The 19468-nt window shown below is 68.3% G+C and carries 16 protein-coding genes and 1 pseudogene; 5 read left to right on the top strand and 12 right to left on the bottom strand.

Annotated features, from left to right (window positions below; all coding sequences use genetic code 11):
- The first annotated feature begins 106 nt into the window (after positions 1-106).
- Entirely contained in the window at positions 107-517 is a 411-nt protein-coding gene (locus tag PSK12I2_RS0115935) for a DoxX family protein (RefSeq protein ID WP_027599155.1), read from the top strand.
- Between the two features lie 37 nt (positions 518-554).
- Here the strand turns inward: PSK12I2_RS0115935 and PSK12I2_RS0115930 are convergent, their stop codons facing one another.
- On the bottom strand, positions 555-1475 hold the full coding sequence (locus PSK12I2_RS0115930) for a LysR family transcriptional regulator (protein ID WP_027599154.1): 921 nt from the start codon (positions 1473-1475) through the stop codon (positions 555-557).
- A 97-nt stretch (positions 1476-1572) separates the two neighbouring features.
- Between PSK12I2_RS0115930 and PSK12I2_RS0115925 the strand changes: the two genes are divergently transcribed.
- The 4 genes from PSK12I2_RS0115925 (at position 1573) to PSK12I2_RS24635 (ending at position 4902) form a co-directional block, all read left to right on the top strand.
- Positions 1573-2799 carry an MFS transporter gene (locus PSK12I2_RS0115925; RefSeq protein ID WP_027599153.1) on the top strand — a complete coding sequence of 409 codons (1227 nt, stop codon included), beginning with the start codon at positions 1573-1575 and terminating at the stop codon, positions 2797-2799.
- A gap of 159 nt (positions 2800-2958) precedes the next feature.
- Positions 2959-3681, top strand: a complete 723-nt coding sequence (locus tag PSK12I2_RS0115920) for a pirin family protein (RefSeq protein WP_027599152.1) — start codon at positions 2959-2961, stop codon at positions 3679-3681.
- A gap of 77 nt (positions 3682-3758) precedes the next feature.
- Complete coding sequence (locus PSK12I2_RS0115915; protein WP_007161531.1) at positions 3759-4346, top strand: DedA family protein; 588 nt, start codon at positions 3759-3761, stop codon at positions 4344-4346.
- A gap of 115 nt (positions 4347-4461) precedes the next feature.
- Entirely contained in the window at positions 4462-4902 is a 441-nt protein-coding gene (locus tag PSK12I2_RS24635) for a helix-turn-helix domain-containing protein (RefSeq protein WP_044342902.1), read from the top strand.
- Between the two features lie 621 nt (positions 4903-5523).
- On the opposite strand, the pseudogene PSK12I2_RS25580 reads toward PSK12I2_RS24635, so the two are convergent.
- From PSK12I2_RS25580 to PSK12I2_RS0115855, 11 genes and pseudogenes are all read right to left on the bottom strand, one after another.
- A pseudogene (locus PSK12I2_RS25580) lies at positions 5524-6213 on the bottom strand (transcriptional regulator); the annotation flags it as partial.
- A 181-nt stretch (positions 6214-6394) separates the two neighbouring features.
- Positions 6395-7348: a GlxA family transcriptional regulator gene (locus tag PSK12I2_RS0115900; RefSeq protein WP_177324651.1), complete on the bottom strand. Its 954-nt coding sequence runs from the start codon at positions 7346-7348 to the stop codon at positions 6395-6397.
- Between the two features lie 198 nt (positions 7349-7546).
- Positions 7547-8665 (bottom strand): metallophosphoesterase, encoded by a 1119-nt coding sequence (locus PSK12I2_RS0115895; protein WP_027599148.1) that lies wholly within the window; start codon positions 8663-8665, stop codon positions 7547-7549.
- A 104-nt stretch (positions 8666-8769) separates the two neighbouring features.
- Entirely contained in the window at positions 8770-10056 is a 1287-nt protein-coding gene (locus PSK12I2_RS0115890) for an NTP/NDP exchange transporter (protein ID WP_027599147.1), read from the bottom strand.
- Positions 10057-10974: an aldo/keto reductase gene (locus PSK12I2_RS0115885; RefSeq protein ID WP_027599146.1), complete on the bottom strand. Its 918-nt coding sequence runs from the start codon at positions 10972-10974 to the stop codon at positions 10057-10059.
- Between the two features lie 287 nt (positions 10975-11261).
- Positions 11262-12338, bottom strand: a complete 1077-nt coding sequence (gene uvsE, locus PSK12I2_RS0115880) for a UV DNA damage repair endonuclease UvsE (protein WP_027599145.1) — start codon at positions 12336-12338, stop codon at positions 11262-11264.
- Positions 12339-12759: 421 nt separating this feature from the next.
- Positions 12760-14028 (bottom strand): DUF445 domain-containing protein, encoded by a 1269-nt coding sequence (locus PSK12I2_RS0115875; protein WP_027599144.1) that lies wholly within the window; start codon positions 14026-14028, stop codon positions 12760-12762.
- Positions 14029-14077: 49 nt separating this feature from the next.
- Positions 14078-15187 carry a Gfo/Idh/MocA family protein gene (locus PSK12I2_RS0115870; protein WP_027599143.1) on the bottom strand — a complete coding sequence of 370 codons (1110 nt, stop codon included), beginning with the start codon at positions 15185-15187 and terminating at the stop codon, positions 14078-14080.
- Positions 15188-15422: 235 nt separating this feature from the next.
- Positions 15423-16448 (bottom strand): ABC transporter permease, encoded by a 1026-nt coding sequence (locus PSK12I2_RS0115865; protein ID WP_007161522.1) that lies wholly within the window; start codon positions 16446-16448, stop codon positions 15423-15425.
- A gap of 61 nt (positions 16449-16509) precedes the next feature.
- Positions 16510-18063 carry a sugar ABC transporter ATP-binding protein gene (locus PSK12I2_RS0115860; RefSeq protein ID WP_027599142.1) on the bottom strand — a complete coding sequence of 518 codons (1554 nt, stop codon included), beginning with the start codon at positions 18061-18063 and terminating at the stop codon, positions 16510-16512.
- Between the two features lie 442 nt (positions 18064-18505).
- Positions 18506-19432, bottom strand: a complete 927-nt coding sequence (locus tag PSK12I2_RS0115855) for a sugar ABC transporter substrate-binding protein (RefSeq protein ID WP_027599141.1) — start codon at positions 19430-19432, stop codon at positions 18506-18508.
- Positions 19433-19468 lie beyond the last annotated feature (36 nt).

Raw genomic sequence — 19468 nt, 5'->3', positions numbered from 1 at the left:
CGTGACGGTAAAACGCCGACCAGCTACTTAATCGATTTCAAGGTGGACAGTAATCTGCGCCCATCGCATCCAAGCCGGATGCCAGACCTTTAAAGGACAGCTGACGATGAACACCACCCAAGCCCTCACCGCCACCACCGGCCGCCTGCTGCTCGCCAGCCTCTTCCTGTTCAGTGGCGTGGGCAAACTGCTCGCCCCGGCCGCCACCAAGGGCTATATCGCCGCCATGGGCCTGCCTTTCCCGGACCTCGCCTACCTGGGCGCCCTGGTGGTGGAGCTGGGACTCGCCAGCCTGCTGCTGATCGGCTATCGCACCCGGCCGGTGGCCCTGGCCATGGCCGCCTTCACCCTGGTCACCGCCCTGGTGTTCCACAGCCACTTCGCCGACCAGAATCAGTTGATCCACTTCCTCAAGAACATCGCCATCGCCGGGGGCCTGCTGCAGGTGGCGGCCTTCGGCGCCGGGGCCCTGAGCCTGGATGGCCGGCGACCGCTGCGGGCGGCCCGGCTGGCCTGATCGCCCTCGCTCGTTGCACCCGCCTGGATCCTTGGGTTCAGGCGGGCGCTGTCACATCCAGCATGCTGGCGCAGGCCTCGCGCACCAGCTCGAGGAACAGACGCAGTCGCGCCGGATAGACCCGGGCGTAGGGATAGATGAGATAGATCGGCAGGGGCGCGGCCTGCCATTCGGGGAGCAGATGTACCAGGCGCCCCGCGGCGACGTCCTCGCGTACCATCCAGTGCGACAGCGCCGCGCAGCCCAGTCCCCGTACCGCGGCATGGCGGGCGACGAAGAGACTCTCGGTGGCCAGCCGCGCCCGCAAGGGGATCAGCCGGCTTTCGCCAGAAGAACCCAGCTGCAGGCGCAATTCGGTCTGGTAGAACTGGGTCATGGCGATCCAGGGCAGCGCCGTCAGCTCCTCGGGTGCCCTCAGCGTGCCTGCCAGGTCCGGCGCCGCCACCAGGATGCGCTGGACATCGCCCAGGCGCACCGCCACGGTGTCCGGATCCTCCACCGCCCCCACCCGAATCGCGCAGTCGATGCCATCGGCGACGAAATTCGGTGCCCGGTCGCTGAGCACCCAGTCCACCTGCATGCCCGGATAGCGGCGCAGATAGGTCTCCAGCGGATCGAGCAACTGCTCCTGGCCGAAGGCATGGGGCATCACCACCCGCAGCCGCCCCTCGGGCTCGGCATGGGCGCCGTGCAGGGCGGCGGCGAAGGCCTGCCAGTCGCCGAGCAGTTGCTGGGCCTGGCGATAGCAACGCTGGCCATCCTCGGTCAGGCGCAGGGCGTGGGTAGAACGCTGCACCAGACGCACCTGCAGCGCCGCTTCCAGTGCCTGCAGCCGTCGGCTGACGGTGGGCTGGGTGGTGCCGAGCTGGCGCGCGGCCGCCGACAGACTGCCGGCCTCGACGATGCGGACGAAGGTCTCCAGCAGGTCGAGACGGTCGTGGGAAAAGGTACTGTTCATACGGCCTACGTATACCCCCTGTACCTGGCGTTCGGCTACAGGTGGCGACGGCTCTGGTCGAGAATGCGCTCATCGTCTTCCCACCGGATGAACCGCCATGACCGATATTCCACTCCCGCATAGCCCGACCTCAGCGCACCGTACCGGCCTGTCCCCTGCCCTGCTCGGCCTGCTGGCCACCGGCGCCGGCCTCAGCGTGGCCAACCTCTATTACAGCCAACCGCTGCTGGGCACCCTGGCCAGTGCCCTGCCCGCGCCCGCTGCCGACGTTGGGCTGATCCCCACCCTCACCCAGCTCGGCTATGCCCTGGGTCTGCTGCTGCTGGCGCCCCTGGGAGATCGCTTCGACCGCCGCCGCATCATCCTGGCCAAATTGGCCGTACTGCTGCTGGCGCTGCTGGGCGCCAGCCTGGCGCCGGGCCTACACGGGCTGCTGCTGGCCAGCCTGGTAACCGGTCTGGCCGCCACCGTGGCCCAGGACCTGGTGCCCGCCGCCGCGACCCTGGCGCCGCCGGCCGAGCGCGGGCGCATCGTCGGCACGGTGATGACCGGCCTGCTGCTGGGCATCCTGCTGTCCCGGGTGGTCAGCGGTCTGGTGGGCGAGTGGCTTGGCTGGCGGGCGGTCTATCTGTTCGCCGCCCTGAGCATTGCCGCCATCGGCGTGGCGGTCTGGCGCGGCCTGCCCGCCTTCGCCGCCACCACCCGGCTCAGCTATCCGGCCCTGCTCGGCTCCCTGGGCGCGCTCTGGCGCCGCCATGCCGCCCTGCGCCGGGCGACCCTGGCGCAAGCCCTGCTGTCGGTCGGCTTCAGCGCCTTCTGGTCGACCCTCGCCCTCTATCTGCACGCCGGGCCTTTCCAGCTGGGCAGCGCCGCCGCCGGCGCCTTCGGCCTGGCCGGTGCCGCCGGTGCCCTGGCCGCGCCCTGGGCCGGCCGCCTGGCGGATCGCCATGGCTCGGAGTGGGTAACGCGGCTGGGCATCGGCCTGGCGGCCCTGGCCTTCGCCAGCCTGCTCCTGCTGCCCTGGCTACCGGGCGTGACCGGTCTGGTGCTGCTGGCGCTGGCGACGGTGGTCTTCGACCTGGGCGTCCAGGCCACCCTGATCGCCCACCAGGCCCAGGTCTACGGCCTGGAACCCGAGGCGCGCAGCCGACTCAACGCGGTGCTCTTCACCGGCATGTTCATCGGCATGGCCAGCGGTGCGGCCCTGGGCAGTCTGCTGCTGGCCCGGCTGGGCTGGAATGGCGTCGCCGGCCTGGCGCTGGCCACCGCCCTGCTGGCCCTGGCGGTACGGCTCTGGCCTGGCCGTCCGCGCTCGGTTCGGTGATCGCGGACCAGGATCTGACGCCGCCCAGCCTGAGGCATCGTCAACCAGGATAGGACGACCATTCTCCTTTCAGCCCGTTAATCAAACCGCGGCGCCACAGTAGGATGACTTCCATGGCGTCGGAACAGACCGCGCCCCCTTCAGACAAGGAGCCTCATCATGCTGGCCATTCGTAAAGCTTCCGATCGCGGCGCCGCCAACCACGGCTGGCTCAAGTCCTTCCACACCTTTTCCTTCGCCAGCTACCGCAATCCGGCGGAACAGGGCTTTTCCGACCTGCTGGTGATCAACGACGACACCGTGACCGGGGGCCAGGGCTTCGGCGAGCACCCGCATCGCGACATGGAGATCTTCTCCTATGTGCTCGAAGGCGCCCTGGAGCACCAGGACAGCCTGGGCACCGGCTCGGTGATCCGCCCCGGCGACGTCCAGCTGATGAGCGCCGGCAGCGGCGTCAGCCACAGCGAGTACAACCACTCCGCAAGCGAGCGGGTGCACTTCCTGCAGATCTGGATCGTGCCCAACGTGCGCCGCGCCGAACCGCGCTACCAGCAGCAGCACTTCAGCACCGCGGCCAAGCGTGGTCGCCTGGCCCTGATCATCTCGCCGGACGGCGCCGAGGGTTCGCTGGAAGTGCGCCAGGACGCCCGCGTCTACGCCGGGCTGTTCGACGGCAGCGAGAGCGCCCGCCTGCAACTGGCCCCCGAGCGCCATGCCTATGTGCACGTCGCCCGCGGCAGCCTGGAGCTGAACGGCGTCCTGCTGCAGGCCGGTGACGGCGCAAGGCTGCGCGGCGAACGCGAGCTGCAACTGGCCCACGGCACCGACGCCGAGGTGCTGGTGTTCGATCTGCGGCCCAACGAACTGCCGCAAATGCCCTGACCCTGTCTGCGCCTAGGTAGTAGCAGGCGCCAAGCCCGGAGGCCGCTCACTCGGCCTCCCCTTGCCGAGAACGCGCCATGAGCACCCAAGCCCTGACCTCCCTGGTGGCCGGTAACGCCACCCTCTGGCTGACGCTGAACGTCTTTGGCGAACAGCTGGGCCTGCCGGTACCGGCCTATCCCTCGCTGGTGGTGATGGGCGCGGCGGCCGATGAGGCCGAATTGCTCCTGGCGCTTCTGGCTACCGTGGCGGTCACCGGGGTGGCCGATCTGCTCTGGTACTGGGCCGGTCGGCGGCATGGTGCCTGGCTGCTGCGCCATCTGCCGGGGCATGTCCCGGCCGCCACCCGCCTGCCCGGCCTGCTGCTGGTGGCCAAGTTCATTCCCGGCGCCGCGGCCCTCGCCACCCTCAGCGCCGGGGCCAGTGCCATGCCCCTGCGGCGCTTCCTGGCCTATGACCTGGGCGGCGCCACCCTGTGGATCGGCTCCGGCCTGGCCCTGGGTCGGCTGTTCGAGGCGCACATCCTGGCCCTGCTCGACGGACTCCAGGCCTATGGCCCGGCGCCCCTGCTGCTCGCCGGTCTGCTCGGTCTCGCCCTGCTGGGCTGGCACCTGCTGGCCCGCCGGCACGCTCGGCCAAGTCCGTCGCGACAGTATTGCGCCTAGACGGTTGCCGTCTTAACGCTAATTAACGATAGCCAACTCGCACGTCAGACAACTGCACGGAATCATTCTCATCCAGGCGGTCGCGCCACGCGGCTGGTTTGATAGGGAGAGCGCCATGTCCATGACCGTCGATAGCACCCTGGCTCTATCCAGTACCCGACTGGTCGGTTTGGCAGCCTGGCAGGAACGGCTGGCCAAGGAAGTCCTGCTGCAGCATCTGGAGCGCGGCATCAGCGTCAGCCAGGTCGCCTCCGTCTGCGGCCTGTCGCGCAGTCACTTCACCCGCCAGTTCAAGCTCAGCGCCGGACTCGCCCCCCTGGAATGGTTGCGCCAGCAACGCATCGACCGTGCCCGGCACCTGCTCGCCGAGCACCGACTACCCCTGGCGGCGATCGCCCTGGAGTGCGGCTTCTTCGATCAGGCGCATCTGAGCCGGGTGTTCACCCGCGCCGTCGGGGTCCCGCCGCTGGCCTGGCAACAGCAGGCCCTGGAGCGGCGGTTGCTGACGGAACTGGCGCAGGTGCAGCCGCAGCATGGCCAGCAGGCGGTAGCCTAGGGCCGCCCCGCTGCCTTCGACCAGGATCAGCGACTTGTCCACCAGTTGCCCCAGCAGGGGAATGAACAAGGCCTCCTCCAGCCCGCGCTGCGCCGCCAGGCGCAGGGCCTGCTGACGACTGAAGCGCTCGCCGGCCTCGGCCAGGGTCGCCAGCACGGCGAATTCCGACTCGCTCAGGCTGTGCAGACTCCAGTCGAGCATGGCGCCGAGGCTGCGCTGGCGTTGCGCCGCCGTGCGCCGCCCGGCCACGCTCAGGTAATAGCCGCCGTCGAGTTGCGCCAGTACCCCCGCCAGGCCCAGCGCCGCCACCTGCTCGGCCAGGATCTCCAGCGCCAGGGGCACGCCTTCGCTGCGGCGGCAGATCTCGCCCACCAGCTGCACGTCGGCCGGCCGCAGCTGCAGCCCCGGCAGGCGCGCCCGGGCACGCCGGACAAACAGGCGAAAGGCCGGCTCGCGCATGGCGTCGCGCAGTTGCCGCGCGGGTGGTTGCGCGACCGGCAGCGGCGCCAGGCGCAACACGGCCTCGCCTTCCACCCGCAGGGCTTCGCGACTGGTGACCAGCACCCTGAGTTGCGGACAGCCCTGCAGCAGGTTTTCCACCAGCCAGGCCGCGGGTTCGACCAGGCGCTCGGCGTTGTCCAGCACCAGCAGCAGGCGCCGCGTGGCCAGCGCCTCCTGCAGCGCCGGCAGGCCACTGCCGCTGGCCAGGCCCAGGTCACTGGCGAGACGGTCCACCAGCGCCATCATGTGGCCCAGCGCCGCAAGATCGAGACTCTGGATCCCGTCAGCGAAGTCTTCCAGCGTGGGCAGCAGGTGCTGGACCAGCAGCGACTTGCCGACACCGCCGGTGCCCACCACCGACACCAGGCGACGTTGCGCGAGCAGGCGACGCAATTCGACCAGGCTGGTGTCGCGCCCTTCCAGGGGCGTCAGGGGCAGCGGCGTCTCGGCCAGCGGCGTGAAGTCCGCTTCGTTCAGGCGCTCCACCGCCAGGGCGAAGCCGTAGCCGCGCTGCCGGGCGCTGAGAATGGGATCCCGATCGCTGTAGGGCCGCAGCACCCGGCGCAGGGCCGAGATGTGCACCCGCAGATTGATGTCCTCGACGACGGCGCCGGGCCAGACCCGGGCCATCAGGGTCTGCTTGCCGACCAGCTCACCGGGGTGCTCCAGCAGCACCCGCAGGATATCCAGTGCGCGCCCACTCAGGGGCAGCGGCCGCTCGCCATCCAGCAGCAGGCGCCGGCGCGCATCCAGGACCAGGCCGCAGAAGCGGAAGGCACTGGCGTCTTCCAGGGACTTGGGCTCTTGCATGACCATGTCGCGCCCCCTCGCTGCGGGTCCTGCGGGCACCTGGCTCCGCAGCCCCTCGCCGGTAGGCGCCTCTCCTTGCTGATAGGTATGACCATTCTGGCCGCTGCCCAGGCAAGGCGTATGACGATCTACGGCCAGAAGCTGCCATCGATGGGCGTGATACCGCCATCCGCAGCTGCGTTCAGCTGAACTGGTAGCGGTACTGCGCCGGGGTCAGCCCCAGATGGCTCTGGAAGGCGGCGCGCATGCAGCGATCGCTGGCGAAGCCGCTGCGAAAGGCCACGGTCTTCAGCGGCAGCTCGGAGGTCTCCAGCAATTCGCGCGCATGATCGATGCGCGCCTTGAGCACGAACTCCAGGGGCGTCATGCCGGTGTCACGCTTGAACACCCGGGCGAAGTTGCGGGTGCCCATGGTCGCGAGTTCGGCGAGCCGGCTGATCGAATAGGCCTGGTCGATGTTCGCCACGACATGCTGCTGCACCCGGGTGATGGCGGTGGTCGCCTCCGGCTCGTCGAACAGCGGACTGAACTGGGCCTGCTTGCCCTGCCGCTGGGTCACCACCACCAGCACCTTGGCCACCTCCCGGGCGATGGCCTTGCCGTGGTCTTCGGCCACCAGCGCCAGCGCCAGGTCGATGCCGGCGGTGACTCCGGCCGAGGTGAGCAGCGGGCCGTCGCTCAGGTAGATCTCGTCGGCGGTCACCTGGGCGCGGGGAAAACGCCGCGCCAGGCGTTCGCGATAATTCCAGTGGGTGGTCACCCGCCGGCCGTCGAGCAGGCCGGCGCTGCCGAGCAGAAAGGTCCCGGTGCAGACCGCCCCGTAGCGCGCGCACTGCGCGGGCACCTGCCGTAGCCAGGCCGCGACGTCGGGATGGGGCTCCAGATAGGCACCCGGCCCGCCGGGCACCAGCAGCAGGTCGTAGGCCCCCGGCGGTTGCTGGGTGGTGAGCTCCGTGCGTATCGTCATGCCATTCGAACAACGCAGGGTCCGCCGCCGCCCCGCGGCGATGGTCACGATGCGATAGTGGTCGGCCGCCGGCAGATAGCGATTGGCGATGGAGAACACCTCCACCGGCCCGGCGAAATCCAGCATCAGCACCTCGGGGACCAGCAAGAAAGCCACTGTCCTCGTCATGGCGATACATCCTTATCCGTGTTGCAGTTTGTCCTTGGACGCTGGAGCGTCCGGGTGACGGTAGGGACGAGGATAAGGATCTGTCCCCCGAGGACAAGCACTAGCAAAAGGCCATCTATCTGCCTTTTGCCACGCGCGATCAGGGGCCAACGAAAGGAAGGCCTCTGGCTCAGGGTTCTTGTGGACCTGCTGCTGGCGCTACCCCCGCCGCAACCTGATCAGGGTGATCTCGCTCGGCGCGCCGAAACGCAGCGGCGGGCCCCAGTAGCCGGTGCCGCGGCTGATGTAGACGGTCAGTCGACCCAGGCGGTGGATGCCGGCCACCCAGGGTTGCTGCAGGCGCACGAAGTGCATCCAGGGCCAGAACTGGCCGCCGTGGGTGTGGCCGGAGAGCTGCAGGTCGGCGCCGGCGGCTTCGGCCTTGGGCGCCGAGCGCGGCTGGTGGGCCAGCAGCAGGCGGAACAGGCCTTCCGGGGTGCCGGCGAAGGCGGCGGCGGCGTCGCTGCGGTGGCTGGGCACATAGAGCGGCGCCGAGTAGTCGGTGATGCCGGCCAGCACGAAGGGCGTGCCCTGATGCTGCAGCACCCGATGCTCATCGAGCAGCACGGTCAGGCCCTGGTCGCGCCAGGCGCGTACCCAGGCTTCGGCACCGGAATAGTATTCGTGGTTGCCGGTGATGGCGTAGGTGCCCAGGCGCGCCTTGAGCCCCTGCAACGGCAGGAATTCGTGCTGCAGTTCGGCCACACTGCCGTCCACCAGGTCACCGGTGATGGCCACCAGATCGGCGTCCAGGCCGTTGACCCGGTCGACGATGCGTTGCAGATAGCCGGCCTTGATGGTCGGGCCGATGTGCAGGTCGCTCAGTTGCACGATGCGCAGTCCGTCCAGGCCGGAGGGCAGGCTGGGCAAGGCCACTTCCACTTCCTTGACCCTGGCCGTGCGGCGGGCGTTGTAGACGCTGCGCAGGGCCACCAGCAGCACCAGTCCCAGCACCGCCCAGGCACTGCCGACGCGCCAGGCGGCGTCCAGCGGCTGACCGATGAGGCTGGCCAGGGCCACCACCAGACCGCGCAGCAGGCTGAACACCGCCAGGCTGGAGAACACGCCCATGGCGATCAGCGCCGCCCAGGCCAGCAGGCGCGAATTCATGTCCCGCGAACGAAAGCCCAGGGGCACCAGGACGAAGGACAGCAGCAGCAGGGCCCAGAAGGGTAGCTGGGCGGCCGGTGTCAGCCCGAGGTCACCGATGACGCTGAGGCCGATGAACAGGTGCAGGGCGAAGAGAACCAGATACATCATGGCGCGGGAGCGGAACATGGAGGGCCCTGAGGCGAGGAAGAGGTCTTACCTTAGCACCCCGCCGGTCGCCCCTCGGAGCCCCGGTGTGTTTCCGGCTACAACGATTCAGCCGGCATTCAGCGCTACTCCGCCTCGCCGGCCTGGGCCGCCTGATCCGCCCGCCGTCCCAGGTAGAAGCCGAGCCAGGCCCAGAGCGCCGCGCAGCCGGCGCCCACCAGCGCCGGCAGCCAGGCGCCGTGGCCGAGCAGATCCAGCAGACTCTTGGCCCAGCCGCTGGCGGCGTCACCGGCGCGATAGACCACGGTGTCGATGAAGTTCTTGGCCTTGTACTGGGTCTCGGCGTCCAGCGGCGCGAAGAGCATCTCGCGGCCCGGGCGGATGAAGGCGTATTCGCCGATCCGCCTGACGATCATCAGCCCCGCCAGCATGGCGAAGGTGGGCAGCAGCGCGAGGCCCAGGAAGCCGATGCACATCAGCAGCGGCACCCCGGCCAGCAGCACCCGCACCCCGAGGCGCTGGGCCAGGCGACCGGTGATCAGCACCTGGCTGGCCAGGGCACCGGCCTGGACCACGAAGTCCAGCAGGCCGAACACCTGCACCTGGCGAGCGCGATCGGGAAACAGCTCGGCCACCAGTCGCGCCTGCTCGAAGTAGAGAAAGGTGCTGACCGTGGCCAGCAGGATGACGAAGGCGCTCACCGCCAGCAGATAGGGCGAGGCCAGCACCCGGGTCAGGCCGCTGAAGGGATTGCCGGCCACCGGGCGACGCGGACTTTCGGTCGGCGGCGCACCCGGGCGTCCGGCACCGCGGGTCTCGCGCCAGCCCATCAGATAGGCCTTGAGCCTGAGCGCCAGGAGCAGCAGCGCGGCGGCCAGCAGCGCCAGGCCCGCTTCACCGATCAGGGGCGCCAGGGCGGCGGCCAGCACCGGCCCGAGCAGCCCGCCGACACTGGCCCCGGCGGCGATGAAGGCGAACAGCCGCCGCGCCTGGGCGCCGTCGAAGACATCGGCCATCAGACTCCAGGCCACCGAGACCACGAAGAGGTTGTAGACCGAGATCCAGACATAGAAGGTGCGTGCCAGCCAGACGCTGTCGCCCAGGCTGGCGAAGCAGGCGGCGAAGGCCAGGAGGTTGAGCGCGAAGAAGCCATAGACCCAGTCGACGAAGCGAATCCGCGCCACCCGCGAATTGAGCCAGGCGAACAGCGGCACGGCGAGCAGCATCACCACAAAGGTGGCGGTGAACAGCCACTGCAGATTCTCCACGCCGCCGGCGATGCCCATGGCCTCGCGGATCGGCCGCAGCATGAAGTAGCCGGCGAACAGGCAGAGAAACAGCGCGAAGCCCGCCAGGGCCGCGGACGACTCACCGGCGCGGGCGTCGAGGACGCGACCGAGCCAGTCCTTCATCTAGGCGAACAGCCCGGCGATGGCCTCGCGCTGGCGCGCATCGGGCAGCCGCCCGCGTCCGGCTTGGAGGTTGTCGACCATGTAGCGCGGATTGCTGGTGGCGGGGATCACCGCGGTCACCGCCGGGTCGGCGAGGATGAACTTGAGCAGCAGTTGCGCCCAGCTGGTGGCGCCCAGTTCGGCCGCCAGCGGCGGCAGTGGCTTGCCACGGGTGCCGGCGAGCAGGTTGCCGCGCTGGAAGGGTCTATTGATCAGCACGGCGATGCCCTGGTCGCGGCAATAGGGCAGCAGGCGTTTTTCGGCTTCGCGCTCGCCCACCGAATAGTTGAACTGCACGAAGTCGACCTTTTCCTTTTTCAGGGTAGCGAGCAGATCGTCCAGCGCCGCTTCGCGATAGTGGGTGACGCCGACATAGCGCACCTTGCCGGCCTGCTGCTGTTCGCGCAGCAGGGCCAGCTGGTTGGCGGTGTCCTGCAGGTTGTGCACCTGGACCAGATCCAGGCGCTCGGTCTGCAGGGCCCTGAAGCTGGCGGCCAGTTGCGCCGCGCCGCGTTCGCGGCCGGTAGAGGAAATCTTGGTGGCGAGAAAGACCTTGTCGCGGGCCTGGGCCCGCCTGACCAGCTCGCCGGCCACCCGTTCGGAGTTGCCATAGCTGGGCGCGGTGTCGATGAGGGTGCCGCCGCCGTCGAGCAACGCCTTGAGCACCTCCTGCAGCGGCGCCAGGGCGGCGTCGTTCAGGTCGACATCGAGATTGCCCGAGGTGCCCAGGCCGATGACCGGCAGCGCCTCGCCGGTGCGCGGGATCTTGCGGGTCAGCAGCGGCTCGGCGGCCTGGGCGCTCTGCCACAGCCAGGGCGCGGCGGTCACGGCCGCAGCCAGGGCGGTGGTGGTCTGCAGGAAATGGCGACGGGTCGGCATGGCGGGCCTCGCGACAATCGGATTCGGAAAGGTGACCCTTGAGTTAAGCGGTTCTTCCAGCCGATCGCCTACCGGGCTCATTGCGGCATGTTGCGGCGCTCTCGCAGGTTGAGTTGAGCGCAGCGAAGCCCGACAGTGCCCGGGGTCGAACATCCCTCGTTGGACGTCGACAGAGGAGCCGTCTCAACCCAACGTACGTACTGGCTCCCGTAGCGTGGACAACGGCGAAGCCTTATCCACTGGTCAGCTCTGACTGCCCAGCGGAAAACGCTACGCGGTTTTCCACGCTACGGATTGGCGGCATCCTGGCCCGCAAGGATGTCGTGATCCGCTGGTGGCAGGCTGCCGTCGCCGCCCAGGTAGCGGTCGTAGAAATCCCGCACCGTGACGTTCTTGTGCTTGGCTTCGAACATGATGTCGAAACGGTCGAGGAACTGGCAGGCGTAGCGGTTGCACCAGTCGTTCCACATCATGTCGCTGTGGGCATAGAGCAGCCGCTTGCTGATCTGCTGCAACAGGAACTTGATGTCGATGCGCTCGCTGGGCGAGACGCCCATTTCCATCAGCGCCTCCGGCGGCTGGGAGTAGTGCATGGCCGGACGCACCCCGCGCCAGCTGTCGATGATGCGCGCCACCCGTGGCTCCCAGGGATCGATGTAGGCCTCCTCGTGGATCCAGCAGTGGTGGATGTCCAGCACCACGGGGGCGAGGTCGGCCAGTTGCAGGCAGTCGTCGACGCCATAGGTCTTTTCATCGTTCTCGAAGGTGATGCAGTTGCGCGCCTCGCTGGAAAGACGCGGCCAGACCGCGCGGATGCCCGGCACGCCCAGGCGACCGGCGATGTGCACGTTGCACTTGAAGTCCTGGAATTTCTGGCCGTAGCCCATCAGGCGGATCATGTCGGCGTGGTATTCGAATTCCTTCAGGCTGTTTTCCACCACCTCCGGGCGATCCGAACCCAGCACGCAGAATTGCCCGGGGTGCAGCGACAGCCGCACATCGCGGCGGCGGGCCAGCTCGCCCAGCCGGCCGAAGCGATCCTCCAGCAGCGCCTGCAATTCCTGGGAGCGATAGAAGTAGGCGAATTCGGCGTGGCTGTAGAAGGGCAGCAGGTCGCTGCTCAGGCGCAGCATGCGCAGATTGTCCGGCAGGTCGGCGACGTGCTCGACGAATCTCAGCTGGGCATCGAGGTTGTGGGTGACCACGTCCAGCAACTTGGCCTCGGCGGCGGCGCGCTCGACGCTGCCCAGCCAGCGCAGGGTGGTGGTGCGGGTGTTGAAGGCCCGCTCGACCTGCTCCAGTTCCTTGAGCGACAGGCTGCGCTCGGGGTGACGGTACATGCAGGCAAAGCCGATTCGATACATGGGACGCTCGGGTCAGGGACTCTAGGGATTAGTCCGCGCGGCGCCGCTTGGGTGCGGGTGGGGTGATGGGTGGAGGGGGCCTTGGCGTTTGGCGCTCGGGCTTGCCCTCACCCCGGCCCTCTCCCGGAGGGAGAGGGGGTGGTATGGCAAGGGGGGTGACGTTCTCGATGTATCAGCTTGAGCGGCGGCAGCCAGTGGAAAACGCTGCGCGGTTTTCCACGCTACGGGAATCGAGACTATCGCGGCCATGGCGGTCCGCCGATGCGGCCGCTCCTAGAGGGGATGAGGCTCTTGTAGGAGCGGCCCATGGCCGCGATGAAGATGCGCCCAAGCCTCCTAGCCCGGACCCAACCACACCGTTAAAGCAGGCAGCGGTAGGGTGGAAAACGGCGCAGCCTTTTCCACGCGGACTCCGGCTGGCCTACCCCGGCCCGAACCACTGCGTCAGGGCATGCAGCACCAGCCCCACCAGGCCGCCCACCAGGGTGCCGTTGATGCGGATGAATTGCAGGTCCTTGCCGACGCTCTGCTCCAGTTGCTGGACCAGTTCATCGGTATCCCAGGCGGCTACCCGCTCGGCGATATAGTCGCCGATGCGCTGGCGGTTGCGGTCGATGAAGGGCGGCGCCACCGCCATCAGCTGCTCGTTGATCCAGCGTCTCATGGCTTCGTCGCGACTGAGCGTCTCGCCCAGTTCGGCCAGTAGCCGGCCCAGGCGGCGGCGGATGCGCGAATCCGGCGCGGCGAGATCCGCCTGCAGCCAGTTCACCAGTTCGTCCCACAGTTCCTGCAGATAACCCGCCAGCGCCGGGTGCTCCAGCAGCCGGTCGCGCAACTGCTCACCGCGCAGGCGAAAGGCCGGGTCCTCCTTAAGGCGCTCGATGAAGCCGACCAGATAGCCATCGAAATGCCGCCGCAACTCGTGCTCGCGGTCATGGCTGATCTCGCCGATCAGCCGCGACACCGCCTGCACCACCTTGATCGCCGACCAGCGCCCGACCCGCTCGTCCAGCCCCAGGTATTTGAGGGTGCGCAGTTCGCCGCCAATGGTGCGGGCGATCAGCGCCTGGGTGTCTTCGTCCTGCAGCAGGCGATCGATCTCCTGCAGCACCTCGTCGAGCACCGCCTGGTGGCGGCCGTCGGCGGTCAGCATGTCGAGCAGTTCGCCGGACAGCGCCGCCACGTCCAGGCGCTGCAGCCGCTCCACCGCCACCCGGCGGATGAAGGCCTGCACCCGCACCTCGCGCAGGGCCTCCAGGGAATAGCGGGCCACGCCGGTGGCCTGGCTGGCCACCGCGGCGGCGTTGTCCGGCTGACGCAACCAGCCGGCCAGACGCCCGGCGGCGTCCAGTTCCTCCAGCTTGGCCAGCACCTGGGGCGTGGCGAGGAAGTGCAGGCAGATGAAGTCCGACAGCTTGCGCCCGACCCCGGCCTTGTTGCGCGGGATGATGGCGGTGTGGGGAATCGGCAGGCCCAGCGGATGGCGGAACAGCGCGGTCACCGCGAACCAGTCGGCGATGGCGCCGACCATGGCCGCCTCGGCGAAGGCGGCGGCGTAGCCCCAGGCCGGATGGCGGGCTTCGAGGGCGGTGGCCAGGCAGTACAGCGCCGCCGCCAGGAACAGCAGCAGCAGCGCGATGAGCTTCATGCGCCGGACCGGGGTGAGGCCGTCGCCGGAGAGTGTGGTCATGGAAAGGGGACAATCCTCGCGCGGGATGATCCCCGCATCCTACCCCAGACTAGAGTCTGACCCAGCGCTCCTCCTGCGCCGATTGCCGCGCGGCCTGGGCCAGGCGCTCCACCTCCCAGGCTTCCTGGAAGTCGACGCCGGTATGGCCGGGGTTGCCGCCCAGGGCCTCCAGCAGCGAGCGGACCTCCAGGGTCTTGAGTTCGTTGTAGCCGAGCTGGTGGCCGGGGGCCGGGCAGAAGGCGGCGTAGTCCGGCAGGTGCGGACCGGCCAGCAGGGTACGGAAACCGGCCAGGCCCGGACGGTCGCCGACCTGGTAGAGGCGCAGTTCGTTGAGGCGCTCCTGGTCGAAGCTGAGGGTGCCGCGGGTGCCGCAGACCTCGAAGGCCAGGCGATTCTTGCGCCCGTGCTTGAGCCAGCTGGTGGTCAGGGTGCCGCGGGCGCCATTGGCGAAGCGCAGCAGCAGATGGGCCTGGTCGTCGATCTCCACCGTGCGGGTGCCGCCCTGGTGGGGCCGCTGGCCATGGGTGGTGTGCAGATCGGCGTACAGCGCCGCCACCGGGCCGAGCAGAAAGCGCGCCAGTGACAGGATATGGCTGCCCAGGTCGGCCAGGGCGCCGCCGGCCTGGCGGGTCTCGCAACGCCAGGTGAAGGGCCCCTGGGGATCGCCCATGAAGTCTTCGCTGAATTCGCCGCTGAAGCTGACGATCTCGCCCAGCTCGCCGCTCTGGATCAATTCGCGCGCCTGCTTGAGCATGGGATTCTGCAGGTAGTTGTAGCCGACCCGGTTGATCACCCCGGCCTGGCGCGCGGCGTCGCGCATCCGCGTGGCCTCCTCCAGGCTCACCGCCAGGGGCTTTTCGCAATAGACCGCCTTGCCGGCCCCCAGGGCCGCCAGGGCCATGGGCGCATGCAGCAGGTTGGGCGTGGTGATGGCCACCAGCTCGACCTGGGGATCAGCGATCAGCCGCTCCCAGTCGCAGCTGCGGGTGAAGCCCCAGGCGTCGGCGCAGCGGGCGGCGCGCTCCGGATCGGCGTCGGCCAGAGCCACCAGCCGCGGACGGACCGGCAAGCTGAAGCTGCTCGCCGCGTGATGGAAGGCCTGGGCGTGGGCATGACCCATGAAGCCGGTGCCGATCAGACCGATGCCGATGTCGCGCATGTCGTTCTCCGTCAGAGGTATGGAAAGACCCGGCCGGCCAAGCCAGTAGCCGGCCGGGTAAAAGGAAGGGTGGGTGCAGGCTCGCCCTCACCCCGGCCCTCTCCCGGAGGGAGAAGGGGGAATAGCGGTCGGGTGTTGGCTCGGCTCCCACCCCGGCCCTCTCCCGGAGGGAGGGGGGAAAAGCGGTCGGGTGCAAGCGCAGCCCTCTCTCAGGGGAGAGGGGAAAGCGCCAGCCCTAGCGCTTGGCCTTGCGCTTGTTGCGGTACTGGTCGATGACCACGGCGACCACGATGATCAGGCCCTTGATGATGTCCTGGACGTAGGCGTCCACTCCGAGAAAGGTGAAGCCGCTGGCCATGGTGCCGAGGATCAGGGCGCCGATCACGGTGCCGGTGATGCGCCCTACCCCGCCCGCCAGGCTGGTGCCGCCGATCACCGCCGCGGCGATGGCGTCCAGTTCGTAGGACATGCCCATGCCGGCCTGGCCGGTGGCGGCGCGGGCCGAAGCCACGACCCCGGCCAGGCCCGCCAGCAGGCCGGCGATGCTGTAGACGATGATCAGGTGCTTCTTGACGTTGATGCCGGAGATGCGCGCGGCCTGCATGTTGCCGCCGATGGCATAGGTGTACTTGCCGTACTTGGTGTAGCGCAGGGCGATGTGGAAGATCACCGCCACCACCAGGAAGATGATCACCGGCATGGCCCCGGCGCCGATGGCGGTGTAGTTGTCGGATAGCATGCTGATCGGCTGGCCTTCGGTGTAGTAGCGCGCCAGGCCGCGGGCCGAGACCATCATGCCGAGGGTGGCGATGAAGGGCGGGATGCCGGTGACGGCGATGATGCTGCCGTTGATGGCACCGGCCAGCAGCCCGACCCCTAGGCCGGCCATGACCGGCACCCAGACCGGCAGGTCGGTCAGCGAGGGAAACACCGCGCGGCCGAAGTCCGAGGTTTGGGCCAGACTCGCCGCCACCATGGCCGACAGCGCTAGCACCGAGCCGGAGGAAAGGTCGATGCCGGTGGTGATGATCACCTGGGTCACGGCGATGGCCAGCAGGCCGATGATCGAGACCTGCAGGATCATCAGCACCAGGCGCTGGGAATTCATCAGGAAACTCTGGTCGCGCAGCACCCAGCCGAAGGCCTCGAAGGCCAGGCCGATGCCCAGTAGCACCAGCAGGATGCCCAGTTCGGTGGGGATGCGGCGCCGCGGGCGCGCGGTGGGTAGCTCGGCGGTTTTCTTGTCCAGGAGGGCACTCATCTTGTTCTACCTCGTTATAGGCCGGAGGCGGCGGGCAGGCACCCGCCGCGCGTGACGCGCGCTAGTGCAGTACGGGATTGCCCGAGGCCAGGTGCATGACCCGCTCCTGGGTGGCTTCGCCGCGATCGAGAAAGCCGGTGACGGTGCCTTCGTGCATCACCATCACCCGGTCGCTCATGCCCAGGACCTCGGGCAGTTCGGAAGAAATCATGATTACCGCCAGGCCCTCGGCGGCCAGCTTGGCGATCAACCGGTAGATCTCGGCCTTGGCACCGACGTCGATGCCGCGGGTGGGCTCGTCGAGGATGAGGATGCGCGGGCGGGTCATCAGCCAGCGGGCGATCAGCGCCTTCTGCTGGTTGCCGCCGGAGAGGTTGGCGATGCACTGGTCCAACGAGGGCGTCTTCACCCGCAGCTGCTGGCGCATCTCCTCGCAGAGCTGATCGAGGCGCTGCTGCTGCACGAAGCCGCCGCTGGCGAAGCCGTTCAGCACCGCCACCTCCATGTTTTCCCCCACCGACAGGCAGGGAAAGATGCCGGTGTCCTTGCGATCCTCGGTAAGCAGCGCCAGGCCTTTCTGGATGGCGAGGCAGGGATCGTTCATGCGCACCGGCTGGCCGTCGATGCGGATCTCGCCGGCGGTGGCCGGGGTCACCCCGAACAGCGTCTCGGCGACGTTGGTGCGCCCCGAGCCCATCAGCCCGGCGATGCCCAGCACCTCGCCGGCGCGCAGGTCGAAGGAGACGCCGGAAAACACCCCGTCCAGCCCCAGGTCGCGCACCGACAGCAGCACTTCGTAACGCGGCGCGGTGCGTTCCGGGAACAGCTGGGTCAGTTCGCGCCCCACCATCATGGCGATCAGGCCGTCGCCGTTCATGCTGTCGGCGCGCTGCAGACCGATGTACTGGCCATCGCGGAACACCGCGACCTCGTCGGCGATCTGGAACACCTCGTCCATCTTGTGGGTGATGTAGACGATGCCCTTACCCTGGGCCTTGAGGTCGGCAATGATGGAAAACAGGTGCGCCACCTCGGTCTCGGTGATGGCCGAGGTGGGTTCGTCCATGATCAGCACGTCGCTGTCGTAGGACACCGCCTTGGCGATCTCCACCATCTGCCGCCCGGCGATGGACAGGCTGCCCACGCTGTCTTCCGGATCCAGGGCGATGCGCAGCCGGTCCAGCAGGGCCTGGGTCTGGCGACGCATCTTGCCGTGGTCCACCAGGTGCAGGGCATTGAGCGGTTCGCGACCCAGCCAGATGTTCTCGGCGATGGTCATGAAGGGCATCAGGTTGAGTTCCTGGTGGATCATGGCGATCCCCGACTGCAGCGCCTGCAGCGGCGTCTCGAAGCGCACCGGCACGCCGCGCAGCCGCACCTCGCCGGCATCGGGCTGGTAGATGCCGGCGATGATCTTCATCAGCGTCGACTTGCCCGCGCCGTTCTCGCCCATCAGCGCCAGTACGGTGCCGGGACGCACCCGCAGCTGCACGTGGGACAACGCCTTGACGCCGGGAAACTCTTTGGTGACGTCGACGATTTCCAGCAGGTATTCGCTGGGTGCGGCCGTGGCCGCAGGGGCGGGAGCTGTGGCAGGGGTGGCGGAACTGAGCATGATCACGATCTCCTCGCGGGCGCCGACCGGGCGGCGCGGGCCGCTGGTCAGTGAGGGGTGCGGGGCGCAGGGCGGGCCGTGACGGCATTCGCCAGGTGCGGGCAGGTGCCCGGCGGACAGGAGATCGGAGACCCATGCAGGGACAGGAAGCGGGATGGCATGACGGCACCTTTTATTCTTGTTGAAGGGCGCGCTCGCCGAGGCAAGCGTGCCGCTGTACGTCTTGGCTTGCTCTCGACTCTATTGGAAAATAAATTCCAGTCAATATCTTTTTGGAATTTTTAGGTGATAACGATCACCGGTCTCCGGCCCGGCCGGCGCCGGGTGGAAAGACCCCGAATAGACGAAACGGGCAGTCCGCTGCCGGACTGCCCGTTTCGTGTGCAAAGCCGTGCTGGCGCGGCGCCCTGCCCTCCTTCCAGGGCAGCCGCGGCGCCTGAGGTCATTTGGTCATGGCTTGGAATTCGGCGACGTTTTCCGGGGTGATCAGGCGGAAGGGAATCAGCACGTTCTGCTCGCCCGGGGTCTTGTTGATCATCTTCAGCGCCGCATCGAGGGCCCCTTCGGCCTGGCCCTTGGCGTCCTGGAACACCGAGACCGTCACCAGGCCACGCTTGATGGCGGCCAGGCCGTCGGGCGTACCGTCGACGCCGGTGACCAGCACATCCTTCTTGCCGGCCTGGCGCAGGGCCATGGCCGCGCCGATGGCCATCTCGTCGTTGTTGGCGAAGATGGCGTTGAGCTCCTTGCCGGCCAGCAGCCAGTTGCTGGTCAGGTCCATGGACTTGTCGCGCTGCCAGGCCGCGGTCTGCTCCTCGACGATCTTGATGTCCGGGTACTTGGCCAGGACTTCCTTCACCCCGGCGGTGCGGTTATGGGTGGAGTTGTTGGCCAGATCGCCCAGCAGGATGGCCACCTGGCCCTTGCCGCCGAGCTTGTCCGCCACGTACTGCGCCTGCAGGCGGCCGGCTTCCTTGTCGTCGGAGGTCACCGCCACTACGCCCGCCGGCAGCTTGGGATCGTCGGGGCGGCGGTTGATGTAGACGATGGGCACGCCGGCCTTGGTGGCGGCCTCGGTCAGGGTCCGGGTGGCGGCGGTGTCCACCGGATTGACGATGACCGCATCGACCTTCTGGCTGATGAAGCTCTGCACCTGGCTGAGCTGCTTGACCACGTCGTTGCGGGCGTCCTCGAATTGCAGTTGCACGCCGTCGGTCTTGGCCTTCTTGGTCATGTATTCGCGTACATAGGTGAGGTAGTTGTCGTCGAACGACGACATGGTCACCCCGACCTTGAGGTCCGCCAGGGCCGCGCTGCTGCCCAGCAGCAGCGACAGCGCCAGGGTGGCAAAGCGAGTTTTTTTCTGCATGGTTCAGGCTCCATTCGTGGGGTGACGATCAGCAAG

This window comes from Pseudomonas sp. MOIL14HWK12:I2, from assembly GCF_000510745.1.
Taxonomy (GTDB): Bacteria; Pseudomonadota; Gammaproteobacteria; order Pseudomonadales; family Pseudomonadaceae; genus Chryseomonas; species Chryseomonas oryzihabitans.
This window is presented reverse-complemented; position numbering and strand designations above follow the sequence as displayed.